Raw genomic sequence first — 22,226 nt, forward strand, 5'->3', positions numbered from 1 at the left:
ATAAAAAACGTCACTAAATTTTTAAATTTGAAAAATATATAGAAACGATCGAAAATAGCATTACAAACTCGCTATGCTCAAACAGTGTAATGCTAATCATTTTCTCACTTATTCTATATTTTCACAAATTCTCAATAATTGTTCCTAATTTTTATGACTTTGCTAAAATATAATTTCTTAATAGTCTGAAATAGTCAGCAAGTGCTGACTATTTATTATGTAACAAATAAATATAGGAGTGCATATGATAATAATGGAATGATAAAAATATTCACCTATTGAGAGGAGGGGGTATTTTGGAAGAGGTAAAAACAGATATAGAGGTAAAGAAGGATCGTGTAAAGTCAATGGGATGGGAGGATTTTATTCCTATTGCACTCTTTGCCCTCCTTGCAAAAGAGGAAAAAGAAAATGGAAATATAAATTTAAGCAAAGAACTAAAGATAGGATTACAAAAGGCAGAAAATATAGTAAATCTTTTATATGATTTACATGATTATGTAGGAGAAGATGATACTTATTTGGCATTAGAAATGATAAAGAGTAGACCCTTTGAAGTCTTGCAAGTGATTAGACCTCATATTCAAGGAAAAGGGAAACATAAAATTGATCAAGCATTAGCAGTACATGATCAAATGAATAGATTACAGAAAAATTCTTCTCAGAATCCAATTGAAAAATTTGAACAAGTTACAAATATTCTTGAAATTTTAGAAATAGAACAAGGACATGAATTAAAACAAATGATCCAAAAAACAAAACATATCATGAATATTTTAAGACAATAAAAACTTCTGGTGAAAGCATCAGAAGTTTTTATTGTCTTGAAATATTCATAGGTTTGAAAAGAATATTTTGAGGGAAAATATAAATAGGTTGACGAAAAAGAAAAATTATACTACAATAAAAATATACCACCCCACCTAGGGAGGGGTAAAAGGAGGTTGTAAAATGTATATAGATATATCTGAAAAAGCACAGGAAATGATAAAAGGCCAATTAAAAGATCAAAATAAAGAAGAAGTTTTTTTAAGAATTTTAATCAAAAGTTTTGGATGAGGTGGACCAAATTTTGGAATGGCCCTGGAAGGGTCAATAAATGATGAAAAAGATTATTATGAAGAAGTAGGTGGAATGAAAGTAGTAGTTGAACAAGATTTATTAAAGAAATTTAAAAGTTTTCATATAGATTATGTAGACAGATGGTTGTTTAAGGGATTTAAGATTACAGCATCATATGGGGGTTCATCTTGTTAGAAGGAGGGAAAAATGAAGCATAAAAATCATCAACAATGGAGTTGGATTATAATTATTGCTTTCTTTGTATTGTCAATAGTAAATATGTGGTTTGGATTATTTGGATTTGTATGTATGGGTATGCCTATTTATCATGCTTTAAGAGGAAGAGGAAAAATTCATTGTTCAAAATATTGTCCTAGAGGATCTTTTTTGGGGAAATTTCTTCCTAATATATCTTTAAATAAAACATTGCCATCATTTATGAGAACAAAATATTTCAAGAATTTTTTACTCATACTTATGATGACTATGTTTGGAATTTCTCTATATCATTCTCAGTTTATTCCTATAAAAGTAGCAAAAGCTATATTTAGATTGATGTTTGCATCTTTTATAGTTGGAACGATTATGGGAATAATTTTTAAGCCTCGTAGCTGGTGTCAAGTATTATCTATAGTTTGATGATGATTTTTTCAATACATTGATTAAATAGAGTGAAATCATATGATTAATGAGATTTATTAGTGAGATACTATAAGTTTCATTAATTATTTTTATATAAGGATATGCATAACTGAGACATGGGTATTTTAGGAATGTTTATTAAAAATAACATAGTATCTATAGATATACGACTCATAAATAACAATACATGCTAAAGCTAGATATATTAATATACCTGCTAATTAAATGTATGATAATTCAGCGCATGAATTAATTTTATGGGAATCAATTATAATACAAATATTAAAAAAATGTCTTGTAAAAATATATTAAGATTGTGTAAAATAATATAGAAGAACTTTAATTATCAGGGACAAATTTTTCTAAATGTAATAGCACAGGAAATATAAATAGAGCAATCTGTAAAAAAAAAAACTTGTGATGCTACCTATGCAATGAGTTTTTAATTTTACAGATTGCTTTTTTGCTTTTTTAAGAGCTTATATCTTTAAAATAATTTAAAGAAAGGAAATTAAGTTAATCATGGAGAGTAAATATGCACAACTAAAAATTGATGGAATGCATTATGTAAGAGAAGTAAAGGATAAAGGTGGTGATAGAGGAGGTTATTTATTGATAGATAACAATAATAAACCAGTCAAAGAGGTTTATAAGTATATAAAATATAGAAAAAAATATAATGGCGATAGTATTAATGGTTTAAAGAGAAAAGTGCATGACTTATGCCATTTTTATAATTTTATGTTATTTGAAAATATTGATTATAAATTAATAAATTATGAATGCATGTATAAATTTATATCTGAATATTTAATACAAATAGATCCATACATTCGAAAGAACGATTGTATTGAGAATAGTATGATTACTTCAATATCAATATTGGAAGAGTATAAAAATGATAAAGTGAAAGTTATGAGTAAAACAAAAACAAGAGGTTTGGCAAGTGAATCTATTCGTAGGATAGCTGACAACGTTAAGCTATATTTAATATACTTAGCAGATATATTGAAAGCAGATATAAACTTAGATGATATATATATTGCATATGCAACCACTAAAAAAGGAAATGAAGAAAGTATGTTAAATCATATAGCAAATAAAATTGAAAAGGTGTACTCGGCAAAGGGAATAATAAAAGCAGCTGAAATACCATATAAAGCTAATAATTATATAACCCCTGTAGAAGAAGAATGTATATTTGAAAAAGAAGAAGAAAAAGCATTTTTTAATGAATTGAGTAGATCTAATCCTATGTACCAATTATTTTTTTATTTACTCTCTATTACAGGGTTAAGAGTGTCAGAAGCACTAGCGTTAAAAATATATAAGGTAGATAGAATTAGAGGAAGTTTCGATTTTAATAGCCTTGTATCAGATGTTGAACTAGTTAACGAGACGAAATGTATTTGGAAGATACATATAAAGGTTGATCTTAATAATCCAAAAGATTTACAAATTAAAAATAATAAATCTAGGACAATAGAAATAGTAGATAAGACAAAAAAATTTGAAAGTATGCTTAAACAAGCACTTATATATAGAGATTTGCAAGAAAAAAGAAAGAAAAAAGTTAAAGAAAATCCATTTCTTTTTATAAATAGGAATGGAGATAGAATGAAATATCCGAGAACAAATCAAAAATTCAATGAAATTTTAAGTAAGTCAGGGTTAGGAAATAGAAAGGGTAGAGGACAATTAGTTATACATTCGTTCCGCCATACTTTTGCGAGCTATTGGATACGAATACATAGAATAAAAGGGATGGATGTGGAGTTAGACTTACTTAGTAGGAGTTTAGGACATGCAAGTATATCGGTTACTATGAAAATATATGTACATTTTTTTAAAGAAGATAGAGAAGAACTATTAGAAAAAATGAATAGTTTAGATAGGAATTGAGAGATGAAGATGATATTTCTAAATGTAGATGAGTATTTAGAATTCTGTTTGTTTTGTTGTCCACAGGCTAGAGATAAGGGACAACTAAAAAGAAGAAGAAGAAAAGAATATGATAATCTTACTAATAAATATAATACAATAGAAGAATTGTTAAATAGTAGGAAAGGTACAAAAGAACCAGGAGTAGACAATCTTATAATATATATTTTGCTAGCTGAAAAAATACAAGTTAAGGAGGACATACATAGTATATTAACCGTATATGGAAAGCGAATAATAGAATATTTTAAAATTTTAGATGGAATAGAATTGGATTTTTGGGAACAATTCGAATCATTAGACAGGGACAGGAAAGCAAAAAAATTTTTTATTAATGCTTTTCTTAGAGTCTTTATATTTTTAAATAAATATCATTTAAATGAGATTGAATATAGTGATCTAAAAATATTAAAATCAGAGAAATTTAACTATGATACTACATATAAATCAGGATTTTGTCATAATTTAATCCATATAATAATGAATCTAAAAACTACTGATAATAAATTAAAAATTCAACTTAAACAAGATGAAGATATAAATAAGTATGGAACTTATCATGTTGATCTTATTAATAAAATGAAAAACTATTTAGAACAAGAATATATTGATAGAAGGCAAAAAACTAAAACGTCTAGTTATGCAATTAGAGCTTTCTACAAATGGTTAAAAAATAATCATGAAGAAATATCTAAAGTAAAACATATTGATGAAGAACATTGGTACAGTTTTAAAAATTATATTTATAACTCAGAGAAAATTAAGCCAAGAACCAGACAAATTAGAACAAATCATACGAAACTGTTTTTACAATGGTTACAGAAGAATGGATATATAAAAAAAGAGATAGTTAATGCATCAGAGAAGTATAGAGGGTATGTAGAATGTGAACCTATGATGTTTGTTAATAGAGAGCATAAGAAAAAGATTATAGCAAAAGTAATTGGATATGTTCCAAAAAACGAGAAAGAAGAATTAATGAAACATTTTATATTGGTTATAGCAGATTCTGGATTAAGATTTAGCGAGTGTTTATGGATAGGACCAGAATGTTTGGTAGAAAATGAGGATGGCATTGGAGAAATTTTTCTTCAAATTAGAGAAAAGCTAGGAAGAAAAAATAAGACAACCTCTATATTGCCTTTAGGGCTCAAATCTATTGTATTTTTAGAAGAGCGATTTAGAAAAATAGAAAAGAAAAAGTTTTATCATGAACAAAGCGAAGAATACTTTTATTCCCTATTTACATACGAATCTAAACTTTTAACAGACCGTGCAGTCTATGCCTTTTATAATAAAATTATAAAAGACATAGAATTTAAAGATGATGATGGTAAAGTTATAGATTATAGTTATATAAAGTTTCATGCATTCAGACACCAAAAATTTAATGACATATATGAAGTCACAAACGGAAGCTTATATGCAGTAAAAGTAGATTCAGGTCATACACAAGTAGAAATGACTAGAAAATACACAAGACAGCAAGAGGAAAAGCGCAAGAGAAAAGCTATGGAATTAATAGAAGAAGGCAAAATAGTAGGAAAAGGGGCAGAAATACTAAAAGAACTATTAAAATCGCAGTATGAGCCTTCTAGATATCTTAAAATAGTAGAAAAAATGAATTTAGTAGAGATAAAAGAAAATGGAACAAAGAAATATGCCATGAAATATTTAGGATTTGGATATTGTTGCAATGAAAGCTGTGAAGTTACTCGTACATGTGAAGAGTGTGATTTTTTTTATACCTGTGATGAATTTAAGATAGATTTAAAGGATAGATATGCTAGAAACTTTTTATTGTTGAAAGCTAATATGGCTAAAAATATAAATTTAGAGGAAATAACACAGAATCAGTTCACATTGATCAAGAGTTTAAAGAGTCAAGAGAAAATACTAAGAGAATTAGGTATCAATCAAGAGGAACTTTTAAAATTAAGAACAATGGGTTGTGAGAGTGAATAATGAGTAGAGATATTATAGAAAACCATATAATTAAAGAGAATAATACAAAGTTTACGATAATGCAGGTTGTAAAAGTGTTAAAAATATCAGATGATAAAAAACATATATCAGAAAATGAGTATATACAATGTATAAAACTTCTAAATAGAGAATCGGATATTTTAGAAGCACTAGTTAGTAAACATAGAAATTTGTATAAAGAAATTATTAGGCGATTTCCTTCTATTAATGAATTACAAAAGTCTAATAATAAATTCTTTAAATACAAAAAAATGACAAATACCATATATTACTTTATTCTTGTTTACGCAGATAGGATGAAGGTTGATTTTCAAGATCTTTATAAGGTTAAATATATTCCATCTCTTTTAAAAGAAAATGAAAAAGAATTAATAAGACAAATAGCGATTGGATTAGAATATAAACCTAGTGGCATACAAAAAGAAATACTTAAAATAGAAAGAATGTTATATTACTATAATAAAAATTTGTATGAATTAGCAGAAAAAGAGATATGGGATTATAAAAATAAGATATTAGAAATATATCCATATAAAAGGGAAATAAGGATAACAAAATACACTTTCAACATAATGAAAGGTTTAGGCATATTATCACCCAAAGTAGTATATAAAACATCTCCACTAAGAGACTATAAAGGAATTTCATTAGATGTAGACAAAGAGTTTTTAAGATTGACATTAAATGATTATGAAGAATATATAGAAAAGAATATGTATTTTAAAACAGCTGAAAAAGCACGTAGAATAATAATAAAATTCATGAATTGGATTAGTAATGAATATCCAGAAATTAAAACTTTACAAGATATAGAGTTTGAGCACATTAGAGGTTTTAGTAAATACATTAAAAATTTACATATCCCAAAGACTGAGAAGCTATATTCTAGGGAAACTATAAATGGTTGGCTATCAAGATTGAAGGGATTTCTCATATATTTATCAAATAAAAATTTATTAAATAATGAATTGAATTATAAAATATATGATAGATATGATGGATATAATTATTTATATTTTACAAAAGGTAAGTCATTGCCAAGACCAATACCTCTTAGAGATAGAGAGCAAATAAGGAATATCATATATAATATTCAGGAAAAAAAAGCAGATGATTATCTTATTAAACGTATGCTAAAAATACTATATTTACTAGGATTAAGACCGTTTGAGTTAGAATGTCTTAAATTGGATTGCAAAAGAGGAACAAAAGAAATTCCTAAATTACATGTACATAGAGCAAAATTTTTCAAAGAACGTTTTATACCTCTCACGGAAGAAGCGAAAAAAATTATAGATGAATTAGTTGAATTTAATAAGAACAGTTTTGAAATATATTCCAGATACGATGAATTAACAATACAAAGGTTGTGCCATTGGCAGGGGAAAATATATGAATTTAGAACATTGAGTTACTTTTTTAAAAAAAGTCTAATTGATGCAGGGCTTACAGATAATGAAAACAATTCAAAATATACACTATATGACCTTAGAAGGATAAGGATTACAACATGGTTAGAAGCAGGTATAGCAGAGGAAGTTGTAGCAGATATGGTTGGACACAATGATGTAGATTCTCATAATGCATATTTAATTGGAAAAGAAATTAGAACTGAAAATGCCAAAAAGGTTCATAAAGAATTATATGAAGATTTTTTGAAAGAAGTTGAAAGTACTGGCATGTATACTGAAAAACAGATAGAAGATATAGAAACACGTGATTACATAGAGACGATACAAGAATCCTTGTTACAAATTGAAAATAAGAATATAAACATAGCTATGCTAGAATCTGCATTTAGAGAATTCCCAGAGCTGTCTATTCCTGTACCTTGTGGTAACTGTTTAGGAAAGATTCTATATGAAGAAGATTTTGATTGTTCACAGATGGAATTACCTTGCTTAGAATGTAATGAATTATTAGTGAAAGAATCAAATATAAAGCAACTGGATGATTTTATAGGGAGAATATATATAAACTTACAAATTCAAGAAAAGAAAGGCTTAGAGGGATTAATGGATAGGTCAGTTTCGATGTTAAAGCGATTAAAAAATTTTTATGTTTTAAAATTTAAATTTAAAGAAGATGAAGCTGAACAAAGATTTAATGAAATAAAAAATAAAGTTGCTCCCATCAAGAAAAGAGGCAGAAAAAAGAAATCTTAAAAAACTAAAAGGATGTGATATTATGGCTGATATGAGGGGAGAAGTTGGTGGTAAAGTATTAAAAAGATTAGCCAAAAGTAAAGTAAGAAACAATAAGATAAGTTTACAAAAGGCATTGAAAAAATTTAGAGATAATAAGATACCTTTAATAAAAACAGAGTTATCAAAGCTTGCAGGGATATCAGTAGCAACGCTTAATAGAAGCCCGTATAAGGAGATGATTAAAGAATATTTAGACGAAGAGAAAGTATTGCTTTCTCCGTGCGGGAAACAAGAAGTAGCTAGATTAATCCAAGAAAATAATAAATTAAAAGAAGAAATCAAAGAGTGGAAAGGAAAGTATAATAGATTAAAAAAAGAGATACATTATTCAAAGGAATTATTTGGATAGTATTATTCAAATAGCTTATTAATATCTATAGACAAAGCTTCGGCGATAGCTTTTAATTCATAATCTAATATATGACGTGTTTGATTTTCTATCTTAGAAATCATAGTACGATCAATCTCAATCCCAAGGACATGTAATCTAGCAGTTAATTGTTCTTGGGTGATTTTTTTGTTTTTTCTTATATTTTTCACTTGTTTTCCAATAATATTCCTTTTATCCATAGAAATCATTCCTTTAATTTCAAATATTATGTATTTGATTGTAATAGAAAGAAAATAATAAAATGTGAGATAATCGCACAAAAAGAAAAGTTTTACAAAAAATTATAAGAGGTTAGGTGAATGCTATGAAAATATATAGACCAAAGGTAAAAGATACATCAGTATTTAGAGAGATAGCACAAAATATTGTAAATCCATTGGAAATATTGAGAGAAGCAATTAGTAATTCACATGACGCAGAAGCCAAGAATATCTCGATCATAGTCTTTAGAAATGATATGGGTAAGTTTGTATTGGAAATACAGGATGATGGAAATGGTATGGATTTAGAAGAGATACATAGATTTTTTAATCTAGGGGATTCGAATAAAAATAAGATAGGAATAGGAGAAAAAGGATTAGGGACAAAGATATACTTTAAAAGTGATAGAATTACTATATTTAGTCAAAACAAAAATAAAAAGGCATGTAAAGTTGTAATGGAGAAACCATGGAAGTATTTGTGCAATGATACTATACCTGAATATACTGTAGAAATATTAGACTCTAAAGCTGGAAGGGGAGGAACTACAGTATCAATAGAAGGATATATGATAGACAATCCAGAGCGGTACTTTAATTTCGAGACTATAAAAGACTATATACTATGGTTTACAGCAGCAGGAAGTTTTAAAACATATTTTGCACATTATACAGAACTGAATAAATACGTTCAGAATATGCAAGTAGCACCTAGGATTTTCATAGAAGACAAAATAGCACGGAGAAAGGGAGAAATAGGGGGAGTACATCGCTTTTCTCAACCAAATGAGAATCCTAAGGTGGATGTTAATGAGGTAACATATAAAAAATCTGTTAACTATTGTAGACATTTTGGACCTTTTCATAGAGCTACTAATATTAATGGTGAATATATATCATTTCAGATGTATGGAACTATATCAGGGCTTAACTGTAGACGGAGAATATGTAAATTAAAGCAAGGAGAAACATTGAAATCTAGATTTGGTATATATTTAGCTAAAGATTTTATACCTCTTATGAAGAAGAACAATTTAATGACTGATCCTAACTATCATCACTACCATATACTTATAAATTCGCAAATATTTGAACTTACAGCAGATCGAAATAATATTTCTAATCAAGAAGATCCCAAGGTTAAATGGGTATTTTCACAAGCTAGAAAAATCATTAGAGAAGAGATAATACCATTAGCAGAACAGGGATATTTTAAATTAAGAAAAAATGAAGAAGCAGAATATAATAGAACAGAAAAAATTAAAAAGATAAATATGAGGTTAGATTGTTTTGATAATATAGATAATCTGTACATAAGGGAATTACCTATATTAAAACCTCCATATAACGAAGCGCAAGTAGCTTTATTATTTGCAGTGATTATGTCTAATCCTAAGATTAGTGATACTATGAGGTATATTAGCAAAATTGGTGATTACTCACATCAATCTACTACTGATATGATATGCTTAGATCATGATAACAACAAGGTACTAGTAGAGGTTGAATATAAATTAAGTAATTTATTTAAACATGATCATCCTTATGAAACGTTTGATTATGTAGTATGTTGGGAAGTGGATCTAGATATTAATGAGAAGAAAAGATTAAGAGATGGGAATATATTGTGCTTAATGCAGGAAAATGGACAATGGATTTTAAAATATGGGACTCAAAAGATTATACCGGTAATTGAATTGAAAAAAATAATTAATAATTTAAAGAATAGAATGACAGGATAAAAGGATTATTGAATGAACTTTATATTGCTATTGTGAAAGTAGGAAAATATATTCAAAAAAATCAGCTTAGATTAAAAAATCTGGGTTGATTTTTTTTATGAAGACGAAACTATAATGAATAATATTGAATACTGCTGATATATTTAATAGAAATTTGGAAGATTCTGATGCATAATGCGTTTGGAAATTTATTCCCAAAAAATATGTTGTAAAATTGATAATATTACTGATTCAAGTAAAAGTGAAAGGAATGATGTGTTTGTTATGCAGTGGATTTTAAACAAATTAAGCAGGGGAAGTAAAGCGTTTTGTTCTAACAATAGGGTCAAATGTATGCTATCTAACAATGCATATGATAAGAAAAAAGAAATGAAGGCTTCGGTTTCCAAGAAGAAATAGCTATATTTGTTAGTAGAATCCATTAGCATATTACTCAAAAAAAGGAAATATTTATGATATAATGGATTAGAAAAATATTCCAAAGTACTAAAGGGGAGATATTTATGGGATTACAAAAATACTTTGATGAGTTTAATAAGAAAATAAAAATGGATTATGATGAAAACTCACTTTTAGCAGAAAAAAGAGATATTCTTTTAGAAAAACTAGAAAAAGCAGAAGATTTGCCAAGTTTCAAGAAACTTGACCAAGGCAGTTATTCTATGTTTACAGGGGTAGAGCCATTAGACAAAGATTATGATATTGACGTTGGATTGAGATTTGAAATTAATAAAGATGATATAGAACCTGTGGAATTGAAAGAAAAAGTATATGATGTAGTAAAAAACCACACTCATAATGTTGAGATAAGAAAACCATGTATTACTGTTTATTATAAGGAAGACGGAGAAATTGCATATCATGTAGATTTAGTGGTGTATGCATATGAAGATAAAGAGGATACGGATAGTCAGTTATATTTAGCAAGGGGAACAAAATATTCAAAAGACGAAAATAAATATTGGGAAGAAGCAGACCCAAAAGGGTTAAAGGATAAAATAATGAATAAATTTGAGGAAGCTGAAGAAAGAGCACAATATAGAAGAATAATTCGATACTTAAAAAGGTGGAAAAATATCAAATTCTCTTCAGATGGAAACGCAGAACCACCAGGAATAGGAATAACGTTGTTAGCTTATGAATTTTTTGATCCTAAGGAATATGATATTTTACAATGCAAATATGTATTTAATGATTTGAAGGCATTGAAAAACTTGGTAGAAAAGATAATTGATAGATTTATACCAGTAGAATATTCACAAGTAAGAGAAGAATATTTATATGAAATAGAATTAAATTTACCAGTACAACCATATACAAATGTTTTTAGCAAGATGTCTAATAATTATATGACTGACTTTAAAAATAAATTAGAAAAACTACTTAAATGTCTTAAAGAAGTAGACGAAGAGTGTGATGTTATTGAACAGTGTAAATTATTAGCTAAAGAGTTTGGTGAAGATTTCCCAATTCCAACAGCTGAAGAAGTTTCTAAAAGGCAAGAAAAGTCTATTTTATCAAATAGTCATTCAGCATAAAAGGGAATAATGGATTATGAAAAGAATTGTAAAAGAATCATTTAGAATATTTCCAGAGATAAGTGAAATTGCGTTTTGGGATGATAAAAGATTATATAATAACAAGTTATATGAGATTTTGTTAAGTTTTAATCTATGTATATGTAATAAAAAAATAAAAATTATTATGGGAATACCCAAACTTTGGAATGTAGAATTGATTAATTTTTATATAGCTGACATAAATTTAATAGAATACATTCCTCATGTTGATGATAGTGGATATATATGTACATTTGATAAAGAAGGTATATTAATAGATAGGTATGATTTAAAAGGTGTTATAAAAGATAGTATATATAAATTAATTGATGTATTAGAAAAAGGACTTTTAGGAGTCAATAAAGTTGATTTCATAAATGAATTTACATCCTACTGGCTTTTATTAAAAAATAGAACATTTGCAAAGTCCATGGTTAGATTGGAAAACGGAGTAAAGAAAGTTAAATATATAGAAGAAAAAAGTAATAATTATATTATTGCTGATAAAGAAACGGATTTACAGATATATATAAAAGATAGAACGGTTAAAAATGGTATTTTTATTACAGTAAAAGCTAATGAATATATTTATCCACCAGATTGGAGAAAAGAACTTACTATAGATTTTTTTCATTATTTCATCAATGATAATGAAGTTAATATAGAAAAAATAAGAAATATATTAAATAAAGGATTTAATGGAGAGCGACTTTTTTTATTTAATATTATACAACCTAATGGAGTTCAATGTTTAATAGGATGCATATTTGAGATATTAGAAAAAGTAAAAGAACATCCTTTGATAGATAAAAACTTAACATCGATGATTGAGAACGGTCTAAAATTTAAATTAAAACCGCTATTCGTTGAAAGAGTGGATAAGACTTATTTATTAGATAGGTGTAGCTGCTATTCAGAGTTAATAGATAAGAAAGTATTATTAATTGGATGCGGGTCAGTAGGAGGATATATAGCTGTAGAAATTGTTAAAGCCGGAATTAGTAATCTAACATTGGTAGATGATGATAAATTGAACGAAGAAAATATTTTTAGGCATTTTCTTGGTATGCAATATATAAAATACTACAAAACAACTGCTTTAATAGATTATATAAATAAAAATATTCCTTATGTAAAGATGTCCAATTGTGAAGAAAAAATACAGGATGCACTTTTAGATAAAAGTATTGAATTAGAAGATTATGATTTAATTATTTCAGCTACTGGAAATATAAATGTTAGTTTATGGCTTAATAAATATATCTATGATAATGATATAAAAGTTCCTGTAATTTATGTTTGGAATGAACCATATGGTATTGGGAGTCATTCATTAATTGTAAGCAAAAACAATCAAGGATGTTTAGAGTGTTTATTTGATAAAGATGATACGGGGATATATGATAGAAGTTCATTTTGTGCAAAAGGACAGAATTTTGTAAAGGCTATTTCAGGCTGTGGATCAAGTTATACTCCTTTTGGTTCATTAGATTCTATAAGAACAGCGTTGCTATGCTTACGGGTTACTGTTGATTTTTTACAGAATCATGTGAGCGAAAACATGATAGTGTCTATTAAAGGAAATAATGCTGCTTTTGCATTTAATGGATATATTACCTCTGAAAGATATGATAAATCACAACAAAATGAAATATTGATAAGAGGACAAGCATTTAAAAATAAAAAGTGTATGTGTTGTGGAGGAATGTAAATTGGAGGTATTATTTCAAATTAAAGATATTAAAATCAAATTCACTGAAAAAGTGATAAATACAATAAATACTTATAAGCAACAGTCCAATGAAAGTCTTGAAGCAGGTGGAATCTTAATAGGAAGAGAAAATGTAGAAAATGGGAATACCATTATTGAATATATAACAGTGCCACTAAAAAAAGATTTAAGAAGGAGATATGAATTTATCAGAAGAGATAAAGGGCATCAAAAATATTTAGACAAGATATGGGGACAAGGAAATGTCCATATATATTTTGGTGAATGGCATACCCACCCAGAAGACTATCCGATGTACTCAACAATAGATTTAAAAAATTGGATTAAACTTAGTAATACCATTGAGACAAAAAGTAAATATTATTATTTCCTTATTGCTGGAAGACGCGAGATAAGAATATGGGCTTTAAATATATTAGATAAAAAATTAAAAAGGGTATATTGAAAATAATGGAGGTACTATGAAAGGGAAGAAAGTATTTGAAAAAATTTCTAAAATACCAAACAAAGTATTATCAGTAATGATATACATTGCAGTAGTTTTAGCTACATATTTAATAGCCAAACCAGTTTTGAATGCTATTGAAATTGATGACATTAAATGTATTTTAGTAACAATGGAAAATTTGTCAAAACTAGCTATTGAAAAAAATATGTCAATACGTAAAATAGCATGGGCTGTATTAATTATAGATATAATAGGTATTGTTATAGTATCAATATCCAAACGAATGGTTAATAAGCAAAGTAAAAAAAAGACCTTAAAATTAATAGAGCATAAATCATTAAACAATATGATTATATCAGTATATAGCAAAATATTAAGTCAATACAACATTGAAAGCTTAAGTATTGATTTAGAACAAGAGATGAATAAAGAACAGTTATCGAGAATGGATATACAGTATGCAGTGAAAAAACAAGATGAGTTAATTAAAAATTATTTAGGAAATATGAGCAACAAATACCAATATGGATATACTGGTATAGCACATACTCCTTTGATTTTCAGATTAGGATATCAAATAGGTGATGAAACAAGATTTCTTTTATTTCATAAAAATAGAAATGAAGAATATTTCAAACAACTGGAAGAAGAAGTAGGAGTTTGGAACATTAACGTAGAGAAAGAAAAGCTTGATGATGGATCAAAAGAGTTATTAGTATCAATTGCTACTACCTTTGAAATATCTGATGAACAACTAGAGGTTTTTAATATTGATGAAATAAATCTGATTAAATTTAAGACAAGTAATTTAGGATTTGATGTGATTCAAAATAGAAAGCAGATCGATAAGTATGTTAATAATATAATGACAAAAATACGTTCAATAGTAAATCAACAAAAAATAGAAAAAATACATTTAGTAATATCTTCATCGGTAGCATTTACATTTGCGTTAGGACAGGCTATTAGTAATCACTATGATCCAGAAATAATTATTTATCATTATGATAGAAATAATGAGAGACGATATCCTTGGGGAATAAATATTTATAAAAAGGTTGAAGAATGTTTAGTTGTAAATTAGATATAAAATTTTAGAAACGGATATTTAATTTAGGAGAAATAATATGTCTATAGATAAAGTACAGAAAATTTATGAATACAAAGATATAAATAGAGAATTAATAAATTCTCAAGAATTATCAAATGAAGAAAGAATTGTTATAAAATGCAAATTTTATACATATAAAAGAACTGAAGAATATACTTATATTCAATATTATATTTTAAGGAGTGAAAAAGAAGTTGATGATTTCCTACAAAAATACGGTTCAGCAGAGCTAAATAAAGATGACATTGGTGCTATAATAGCATGTGATTATATAATACACTCGAATGTTGTTTCGTATTTCTTAGTTAAAAATCTAATATTTCTTGAAAGTTTAGAAGTAGAATCTAGTTTTTTAAATGATGAAGTTTATTTTTATAATTGTATATTTGATGCTATATTCTTTAAAAACAACATTATTGAAGAATATTGTGGTTTTGATTATTGTGTTTTTAAAGATTTGGTGAGGTTCGAAAAATGCAAATTTGAAGGTACTGTTGAATTTGCAAACTGTTCTTTTGAAGAAAATAATTCGTATATAGAAAATGCTGTTAAATTTTATGAATGCGAATTTATAGATAGTATTAAGTTTATAGAATGTTATTTTAAAGTAAATACTTTTTTTACTAATAGTATTTGCAACAAAAATTTTAAAATATCAAATTCCTTATTCTATAAAAAACTTAGTTTTTGTGATTCAAATTTTTACAAAGAATGTCATTATGAAAAAATTACTTTTGAAGATATTTGCGATTTTTCAAGAAATAAATTTAAAAGTTTTTCATATTTTAAAGATATTAGATTAAATGAAAATGCTATCCTAAATTTTATAGAATCAAATTTTTATGATTGGGTGGATCTAAAGTTTGATTGTAATGAAAAAGTTAAAGGTAAAATAATATTTTATAGAACAAATTTTCATTCAAAGTGTTATTTAGATTATGAGATGTTAGAAAAAGATAAATTTAATGTCTTTATATTTGATCAATCTCAGGAAAAATATTTATTTTATATCAATAAGTATATTGGCACAATAAATAAGGTGAATAAATGGAGTTTATTTTATGCAAGTCAAATATATAAAAACAATGGGAAATTGGAACCACATTTAACAACATATTATTTGTATAAGAAATTTGAACGGCTTGAAAAAAAAGAACAATTAAAAAATACCCCTTTTTCTACGAAGAAGATTCTGAAAAAAATTGATTTAATCATGAGTTCTATTATTGAAAAAACAACAAATTATTTTACAAGTTGGAAGAAAACTCTGGTATCAATATTTTTAATTATATTTTGTTCTTTCTTTATTTATGCGTTATTTCCAAATTATTTAAAGAATAATGGTGTCCCTATCACAAATAAAAATACAATATCATTAATATGCTCTTATGTTAAAAATAACCAAATAAATCTATTACTTAGCAAGTTTTTAGATATAAATACATGGTATAAAATCTCAAATGTTTTTTATTTTTCAATTATAACCTTTACAACGATAGGATACGGTGATATATCTCCGACTTATATGATTAAACTTTTTGCTGGTATTGAAGGATTGTTGGGAGTGTTTTTTTCAGCAGCATTTTTAGTGAGTTTGTCTAAAAATTTTCTAGATTAGAAATATGAAAGAGTTATTAATTAACTAACCTATTCATTAGCATTCTTCTTCATAAGAAGAACTTGTTAAACTATGATATTGATCACCTATAGAGTAGGGAGAATGCTTTTAAAATAAGGAATAACATTTAATATACTATAAAATGTATTTATAAACTGAAAAATTTCCTGAATATTCATTTTGAATTTCCCTAGGGGATTTTTTTATTATCTGTTAAAAAAATTTGGGAAAATAAGGTTTTTATTTTGCTAGAAACCCATTGATACAAAGGTAAATATTTCAAAATTCTTCTGTGAAATATGATGTTTCTTAAGAAGACACTTTTAATCAACTGGAGGGAGATAAATGGGTAAATCAAAAAAAATAAATAAAAGGGAAACAACGTCACCTACTAAAAGAATAGTAAAAAAATTTTTAAACTATGCTAATATATTTTATCTAATTGTTGGGGCGCTTGTTGGGCATTACGCAGATATAATAACAATAAATAATAATAATATGGTACGTGCTAGGGAAAATTTTATCATTGGTAATAGGTATTTATGTGAAAGAAAAAATTATGATGATATGAAAGAAAAGAAATTTGCACTAAATAGTGCAATAAATAGTTTTGAATATACATACAAGAATGATAAATTTATAGACGGGTTGCTGTATAAATATGCACTTTCTTTAGAGCTAAGGGGTACAAAATCAGATAAATTACTAGCTAGAAAAATTTTATTTGAGAATTATGACTATGCAGATGTGTCTGGTAAAGCGTTACTAGGAATTATTGAGTATAATAACAAAAACTTTAAATCAGCATATAAAATTTTTGAGGAATTAAAAGATCCACTGATGATAGAGAAGGAAATTATTCATATTTATTTTCAGTGTTATATTGATACAGTGTTTATGGAATTAGATTATGATAGTGCTTTAGATAAAGTTGAGCAAGCTCTTATAATTCTTGAGAGAAGTACATACGAAAAAGATAGTTCAATCAATGAAAAGAAGATAACAATGCTGTCTGAAACAAGCAAAATCAATACAGATATATTGTTTTCAGATAAAAAGCTGATAGCAAGTAAAATTAATATTGGAAATATTATTTTTAATTATGCTTTTTTAAATAATGATGAGAAGAGAATGATAAAAGCTTTGTTGATAAGTAGTGATGGGCTTGGGACAATAGAATCTTCTCCAATTCACAAACAAAAATTTATCTATAATTTAAACTATATTATAACATGTAAAGAAATAGACTATATTGCATATGAAAGAGAACTGAAAGAGATTTTACAAAACGTCATGTTACTTAGTGATTCAGGTAGTATAGAGAGCACAGGGGATAGTATAGAAAAAATAAAATTCATCTATAATTGTCTAAGTGATACATATAATTTAAATTGGGAGAAGTACGATGTCCATTTTAGCAATGATGTTTTTTTAGATATGAATGGAGTAAATATTAAAGATTATATAGGACTATCAAAAATATACTTGATGAATGCAGATTATAATGATGGAAAATCTTTAAAAACTTTTAGACATGAGGAACATGTGAAAGAGTTTAATGATACTCTGACTATGAAAATTAATAAAGGTATTTATCCTAGAGAATATGATTTTAGAATAGGAGTGGTAGCTTGTAATACTGTAAACCTTAGCTCTGATCCATGTTATTATGTACCTAACTTAACTGATATAGATTTAGAAAGATATCTTCTTAAACATAAATATACTATGACAAAATTTAAAGTACAGTAGTTAGTATTTTAAATAGATATAATTGAAATGTACTCTTATATAGTGCTATAGGATGTTTAATGTTATCGGGTATACAGAGTCAAAAGATCAGATAGTTGGCTCTTTTGTTCTTATAAAAACTGTTATATGGATAGCATGATTGTCTTGAAGGAACTTCTTACAGTTCTCTAATGTACAAGGTTTAATAGTTTTTATACATTTAATAAAAAAGAGTTGAATTTTGAAGAAAATATTAATGAAAGGTATGATGGAGATAGTCGAAATGCAAATTGATGCTAAAAAATACGTATATAGATAATTGAGTATACGATAGAAAAAGTAAGAAAGTAGAATTTATAATATAATAATTTTATAAAAATTAATGGAGGAATAATATGTTGACAGAATCAAATAGAGAAAAGTGCATTGGAATAATTAGATCAGCAATAAAATACTGTAATGATAATTTATATAGATATAAAGGTAAGAAGATTGATATTGTTTTTGAAATTGATGAATCGCCAATTATAGGGAATATGCCTTTTAAAGCATGCTGCAAACCTGTAGATGATGGTTATAAGATTATAATTGATGCTAAGCTTTTTGAAAGAACATTTGAAGTTTTAAATGCACTATTAGCTAAAGAGAATAATTCGTTTTATATGATGTTATCTGGTGAGTATGATTATAATAATGAAAAAGCAAATTTATATCTAGATATTTTATATGAGATAGCTGTAAAATTAGTCATATTTCATGAATTAGGACACATATATAATGGGCATTTAGATTATAAAAATAGTAGAAATTATAGTGCAGAAACATCAATGTTTATGAGTTCTGAATGTAATAAGCTACCACCTATTGAGAGTCAAGTTCTAGAAATGGATGCGGATGCTTTTGCGGCAACATTAGGAATTGGTCAAATAACATTTGACAATAACATAAAAAACTTTAATAATATAATTAAAGGAATTATAAAAGATAAGAAGCATGCTCTTGTACTTTTTATAATTGGTTCAAATATTATATTTAGTCTTCAAGGATTAGGTAGAAAGAAGAAAATTAAAGATATTAAGGGATTGAAATACTTGCCATTAAGGGCTAGACAAGATTGTTATGTAAAATCTTCTTTAAATGCATTTACTTATTTGAATCCAAAAGAAACATTAATTTTTGGACAACAAATATTAAATATAGCTTTTTTTAGAGAGGTATTACCAAACATAGAGCAATATACCAACTTATTTTTCCGAGAAGCTTATGGTTTTTCATATGATCATTACGATATGAGTAACAATAAGAATGAACTTGGTCGAGATATTCTTAATCATTGCGATTATTTAAATGAATTTTGGTTAAAGGATATGAGAGATAAGCTGAAACCATATGCATATTTTGAACTTGCAAAATAAAACCTATTAATTAAAATTTTTTTACGTTTATAAAAAATAAAAACATATATGACAATATTCGAAAACTTAAGGGAATTGCTGGAGTTTTTTGTATATAAAAAATCATTTGATATGTGGGGGATTCTAAACAACTGTTGGTTCTGAATAAAAAATAACCTTGTTGGATGTTTGTTAACTGAGATCATGTAGTAGAGAAAATCTACGGATCAATAATTAAATTAATAAACACTGCATTTTCATAAATAACATATGGGAAAATTTGTGAAATGTTGATGATTTATTTTTATTTGAGTGCTATACTAAAAGAGTATCTAAATCTTAGGTATGATATAAAATAAAATTTTTATTTTAGGAGGTACTCAATATGAGTATAAAAATTTTTAGTAATACTATTGATGTAGCAGTTATTGGTTTGACTAATTCTGGAAAATCCACATTTATAACATCATTAGTTGATGTTAGTAAGTTTAATCCAGTATTAATTAAAGAGTTGTGTGATAATAATGGTGGTTTAACTAAGGTAACAACATTTTATGAACTTACAGATTGTGTGGAGCCTGAAGTAACAGAAGTAGAATTTAATATGGCATCTATTAAAAGAGGTATTCCTGCTAAAGGTGTTGAGTGCATGAATAAAAAATTGAATAGTTCGGATTATAAGAACTTTAAAATTGCACGAGTTATTAGTGATGAGAATGGTGAGTTTGAAGAATCTTTAAAAGACAACCTTAACGAATTTGCTGATAAGATCAAAAAGGATATAAAATTTGCTATTTCTATTATTAATAATAAGAATGCAGATAAATTGCTTAGACATATTAAAATACGACTTCCTGTAACAGGTGGAATTCTTGAGATAATGAGGGAAAATTCATTTGATACAGTAGTTCTTAGAGATACTAGAGGATTTTTGGATACAAGTGTGAATGAACTTGAGAAGAAAACACCAACTTTAGCTGATTCTGGTCTTGATGGTATTCAAGCTTGTATATTAATGAATGGTCAGAATTCTGTTATGCCTAATTTAGGAAGAGAAATTTATGGTGAATTTGTAAAAGCAATTTTTGAAGCAGTTCCAACATTTATTATTGAACGTAGTGCAAAATTGGCAGGTAAGTTAGAAGATATGGTAGACGATAAAATAAAAATTGACAGTGATATATATGATAATCTTGTTAAAAATCCAAGAATAGTAAAATTAAATTTTAAAGAAATGCATAAATTTCTTGCTGGATTAGGAGTTATAGATGATGAGGGAAATGCGGCTAACCAATTGATTGCTACACATAAAAGGGAATTGTTGTTGCCAGAAGTAACATGTTTTCCATCAAATGAAGAAATAGAGTATGATAGTGATGAATATAAGATATATAAATTTTGTACAACTGAGGTATTTAAAAGATTGTTAAGTAGTCTTAATGAGTTTAGAACTCTTTTAAATAAAATTATAACATTCTTTGACGATAAGGATAGAATTGCTACTGTACAGACTAGTTTTAGAGAATTATTCCATGATAATTTATTTTCACGTGTAATAAGTGAATATGCAGATTATCAATGTCATCAGTATCAACTAGTCAGACCTGTTACAAGTGGATATTCAAAGAATAGACTTTTGAATAATTTAGCAAAAGGAAGATTACTGGGAGAACGTGGAGGTATTACAACACGTTCTGGTTCTGAATATATGTATGGAGCAACTGGAGTATATGCAGCTACGAAATGGAATGCTATAAATATATTAATAACTACACTCCATAATAACGAGAACTTTGTGGAAGTAATTAAAGAACTTATCGATGAAACAGAAAATGAAAGTATTATTAATACATATATTAGTGAAATTCAACAATGCTTGAGATATGTGCTACAAAACTCATTTACAGATATATGGGCACATTTTAGTGGTTATCCAATTATTAAGAGATGGACAGTTAAGTCTGACATTGAAAATATGAGAAAATTATGGAATAAAGAATTAGGTGACAAATATGGAGAAGACGCAATCGATTCAGTATATTATGTTAATATTATGAAATACATGAAAAGTAGATTAGCAGATTATAACTTTAATACAGTTGATTATATTAGATTTTCACAGTTATGGCAGGTATGTTGTAATACAATTGATAGTTTTTTTGGATGTGTTTCACAGAATCATAGTTATGTTAAATATAATCAAGAACTAGATAAGCAAAGTTAGGGAACAAATTAGTAACATTAAATTCGAATTTTATTAAAAAATGGGACTCTTTAAAGGCTATGTTAATAATATAACATAGCCTTTAAATGATATAAAATCGCTTGTGCAGGATTTGAGGTATCGCTTGTGTTAGGATAGTTGACGTAACTAAACTAGGGCAGCGTAAACCAAAATGATATCAAATATGTGCGTAATATGGGTGTTTGATAACTTAGACGTGCTGTCATCTAGATTCTTT

The 22,226-nt window shown here is 26.8% G+C and carries 17 protein-coding genes; 16 read left to right on the plus strand and 1 reads right to left on the minus strand.

Features of this window, described 5'->3' with window-relative positions:
- The first annotated feature begins 296 nt into the window (after nt 1–296).
- The 7 genes from BN2409_RS06070 to BN2409_RS06100 all read left to right on the plus strand — a co-directional run bounded on the left by BN2409_RS06070 (nt 297) and on the right by BN2409_RS06100 (nt 8,187).
- On the plus strand, nt 297–788 hold the full coding sequence (locus BN2409_RS06070) for a hypothetical protein (protein WP_053955750.1): 492 nt from the start codon (nt 297–299) through the stop codon (nt 786–788).
- Nucleotides 789–1,077: 289 nt separating this feature from the next.
- On the plus strand, nt 1,078–1,257 hold the full coding sequence (locus tag BN2409_RS06075; RefSeq protein ID WP_053955751.1) for a hypothetical protein: 180 nt from the start codon (nt 1,078–1,080) through the stop codon (nt 1,255–1,257).
- Between the two features lie 12 nt (nt 1,258–1,269).
- The gene (locus tag BN2409_RS06080; RefSeq protein WP_053955752.1) at nt 1,270–1,701 is read left to right on the plus strand and encodes a hypothetical protein; all 432 of its coding nucleotides are present in this window, start codon (nt 1,270–1,272) and stop codon (nt 1,699–1,701) included.
- 525 nt (nt 1,702–2,226) lie between these two features.
- Entirely contained in the window at nt 2,227–3,606 is a 1,380-nt protein-coding gene (locus BN2409_RS06085) for a tyrosine-type recombinase/integrase (protein ID WP_053955753.1), read from the plus strand.
- Between the two features lie 3 nt (nt 3,607–3,609).
- Nucleotides 3,610–5,610, plus strand: coding sequence for a site-specific integrase (locus BN2409_RS06090; protein ID WP_053955754.1), 2,001 nt, complete (start codon nt 3,610–3,612; stop codon nt 5,608–5,610).
- On the plus strand, nt 5,610–7,796 hold the full coding sequence (locus BN2409_RS06095; protein WP_053955755.1) for a tyrosine-type recombinase/integrase: 2,187 nt from the start codon (nt 5,610–5,612) through the stop codon (nt 7,794–7,796). The genes BN2409_RS06090 and BN2409_RS06095 overlap by 1 nt, the downstream gene beginning before the upstream one ends.
- Before the next feature lie 22 nt (nt 7,797–7,818).
- Nucleotides 7,819–8,187: a hypothetical protein gene (locus BN2409_RS06100; protein ID WP_053955756.1), complete on the plus strand. Its 369-nt coding sequence runs from the start codon at nt 7,819–7,821 to the stop codon at nt 8,185–8,187.
- Nucleotides 8,188–8,189: 2 nt separating this feature from the next.
- Here the strand turns inward: BN2409_RS06100 and BN2409_RS06105 are convergent, their stop codons facing one another.
- Nucleotides 8,190–8,408: a helix-turn-helix domain-containing protein gene (locus tag BN2409_RS06105; protein WP_330375393.1), complete on the minus strand. Its 219-nt coding sequence runs from the start codon at nt 8,406–8,408 to the stop codon at nt 8,190–8,192.
- A gap of 125 nt (nt 8,409–8,533) precedes the next feature.
- Between BN2409_RS06105 and BN2409_RS06110 the strand changes: the two genes are divergently transcribed.
- The 9 genes from BN2409_RS06110 (at nt 8,534) to BN2409_RS06155 (ending at nt 21,988) form a co-directional block, all read left to right on the plus strand.
- A complete protein-coding gene (locus BN2409_RS06110) occupies nt 8,534–10,171 on the plus strand; it encodes an ATP-binding protein (RefSeq protein WP_053956223.1) in 1,638 nt (545 codons plus the stop codon).
- Nucleotides 10,172–10,674: 503 nt separating this feature from the next.
- A complete protein-coding gene (locus tag BN2409_RS06120; RefSeq protein ID WP_053955759.1) occupies nt 10,675–11,709 on the plus strand; it encodes a nucleotidyltransferase domain-containing protein in 1,035 nt (344 codons plus the stop codon).
- Nucleotides 11,710–11,725: 16 nt separating this feature from the next.
- Nucleotides 11,726–13,441: a ThiF family adenylyltransferase gene (locus BN2409_RS06125; protein WP_053955760.1), complete on the plus strand. Its 1,716-nt coding sequence runs from the start codon at nt 11,726–11,728 to the stop codon at nt 13,439–13,441.
- Nucleotide 13,442: 1 nt separating this feature from the next.
- The gene (locus BN2409_RS06130) at nt 13,443–13,907 is read left to right on the plus strand and encodes a Mov34/MPN/PAD-1 family protein (RefSeq protein ID WP_053955761.1); all 465 of its coding nucleotides are present in this window, start codon (nt 13,443–13,445) and stop codon (nt 13,905–13,907) included.
- A gap of 16 nt (nt 13,908–13,923) precedes the next feature.
- The gene (locus tag BN2409_RS06135; RefSeq protein ID WP_053955762.1) at nt 13,924–14,994 is read left to right on the plus strand and encodes an SAVED domain-containing protein; all 1,071 of its coding nucleotides are present in this window, start codon (nt 13,924–13,926) and stop codon (nt 14,992–14,994) included.
- A gap of 43 nt (nt 14,995–15,037) precedes the next feature.
- A complete protein-coding gene (locus BN2409_RS06140) occupies nt 15,038–16,639 on the plus strand; it encodes a potassium channel family protein (protein WP_053955763.1) in 1,602 nt (533 codons plus the stop codon).
- Nucleotides 16,640–16,984: 345 nt separating this feature from the next.
- Nucleotides 16,985–18,391 (plus strand): hypothetical protein, encoded by a 1,407-nt coding sequence (locus tag BN2409_RS06145; protein ID WP_053955764.1) that lies wholly within the window; start codon nt 16,985–16,987, stop codon nt 18,389–18,391.
- Nucleotides 18,392–18,765: 374 nt separating this feature from the next.
- Nucleotides 18,766–19,785 (plus strand): hypothetical protein, encoded by a 1,020-nt coding sequence (locus tag BN2409_RS06150; RefSeq protein ID WP_053955765.1) that lies wholly within the window; start codon nt 18,766–18,768, stop codon nt 19,783–19,785.
- A 364-nt stretch (nt 19,786–20,149) separates the two neighbouring features.
- Nucleotides 20,150–21,988 (plus strand): OLD family protein, encoded by a 1,839-nt coding sequence (locus tag BN2409_RS06155; protein WP_053955766.1) that lies wholly within the window; start codon nt 20,150–20,152, stop codon nt 21,986–21,988.
- Nucleotides 21,989–22,226 lie beyond the last annotated feature (238 nt).

This window comes from Inediibacterium massiliense (assembly GCF_001282725.1).
Taxonomy (GTDB): Bacteria; Bacillota; Clostridia; order Peptostreptococcales; family Thermotaleaceae; genus Anaerophilus; species Anaerophilus massiliensis.

Excerpts from the sequence above, each read along its gene's own strand:
- BN2409_RS06125 (WP_053955760.1), top strand. The coding sequence starts at position 11,726 with ATGAAAAGAATTGTAAAAGAATCATTTAGAATATTTCCAGAGATAAGT.
- BN2409_RS06150 (WP_053955765.1), top strand. The coding sequence starts at position 18,766 with ATGTTGACAGAATCAAATAGAGAAAAGTGCATTGGAATAATTAGATCA.
- BN2409_RS06120 (WP_053955759.1), top strand. The coding sequence starts at position 10,675 with ATGGGATTACAAAAATACTTTGATGAGTTTAATAAGAAAATAAAAATG.
- BN2409_RS06140 (WP_053955763.1), top strand. The coding sequence starts at position 15,038 with ATGTCTATAGATAAAGTACAGAAAATTTATGAATACAAAGATATAAAT.
- BN2409_RS06090 (WP_053955754.1), top strand. The coding sequence starts at position 3,610 with ATGAAGATGATATTTCTAAATGTAGATGAGTATTTAGAATTCTGTTTG.
- BN2409_RS06105 (WP_330375393.1), bottom strand. The coding sequence starts at position 8,408 with ATGGATAAAAGGAATATTATTGGAAAACAAGTGAAAAATATAAGAAAA.
- BN2409_RS06080 (WP_053955752.1), top strand. The coding sequence starts at position 1,270 with ATGAAGCATAAAAATCATCAACAATGGAGTTGGATTATAATTATTGCT.
- BN2409_RS06155 (WP_053955766.1), top strand. The coding sequence starts at position 20,150 with ATGAGTATAAAAATTTTTAGTAATACTATTGATGTAGCAGTTATTGGT.
- BN2409_RS06085 (WP_053955753.1), top strand. The coding sequence starts at position 2,227 with ATGGAGAGTAAATATGCACAACTAAAAATTGATGGAATGCATTATGTA.
- BN2409_RS06100 (WP_053955756.1), top strand. The coding sequence starts at position 7,819 with ATGGCTGATATGAGGGGAGAAGTTGGTGGTAAAGTATTAAAAAGATTA.
- BN2409_RS06095 (WP_053955755.1), top strand. The coding sequence starts at position 5,610 with ATGAGTAGAGATATTATAGAAAACCATATAATTAAAGAGAATAATACA.
- BN2409_RS06145 (WP_053955764.1), top strand. The coding sequence starts at position 16,985 with ATGGGTAAATCAAAAAAAATAAATAAAAGGGAAACAACGTCACCTACT.
- BN2409_RS06135 (WP_053955762.1), top strand. The coding sequence starts at position 13,924 with ATGAAAGGGAAGAAAGTATTTGAAAAAATTTCTAAAATACCAAACAAA.
- BN2409_RS06110 (WP_053956223.1), top strand. The coding sequence starts at position 8,534 with ATGAAAATATATAGACCAAAGGTAAAAGATACATCAGTATTTAGAGAG.
- BN2409_RS06075 (WP_053955751.1), top strand. The coding sequence starts at position 1,078 with ATGGCCCTGGAAGGGTCAATAAATGATGAAAAAGATTATTATGAAGAA.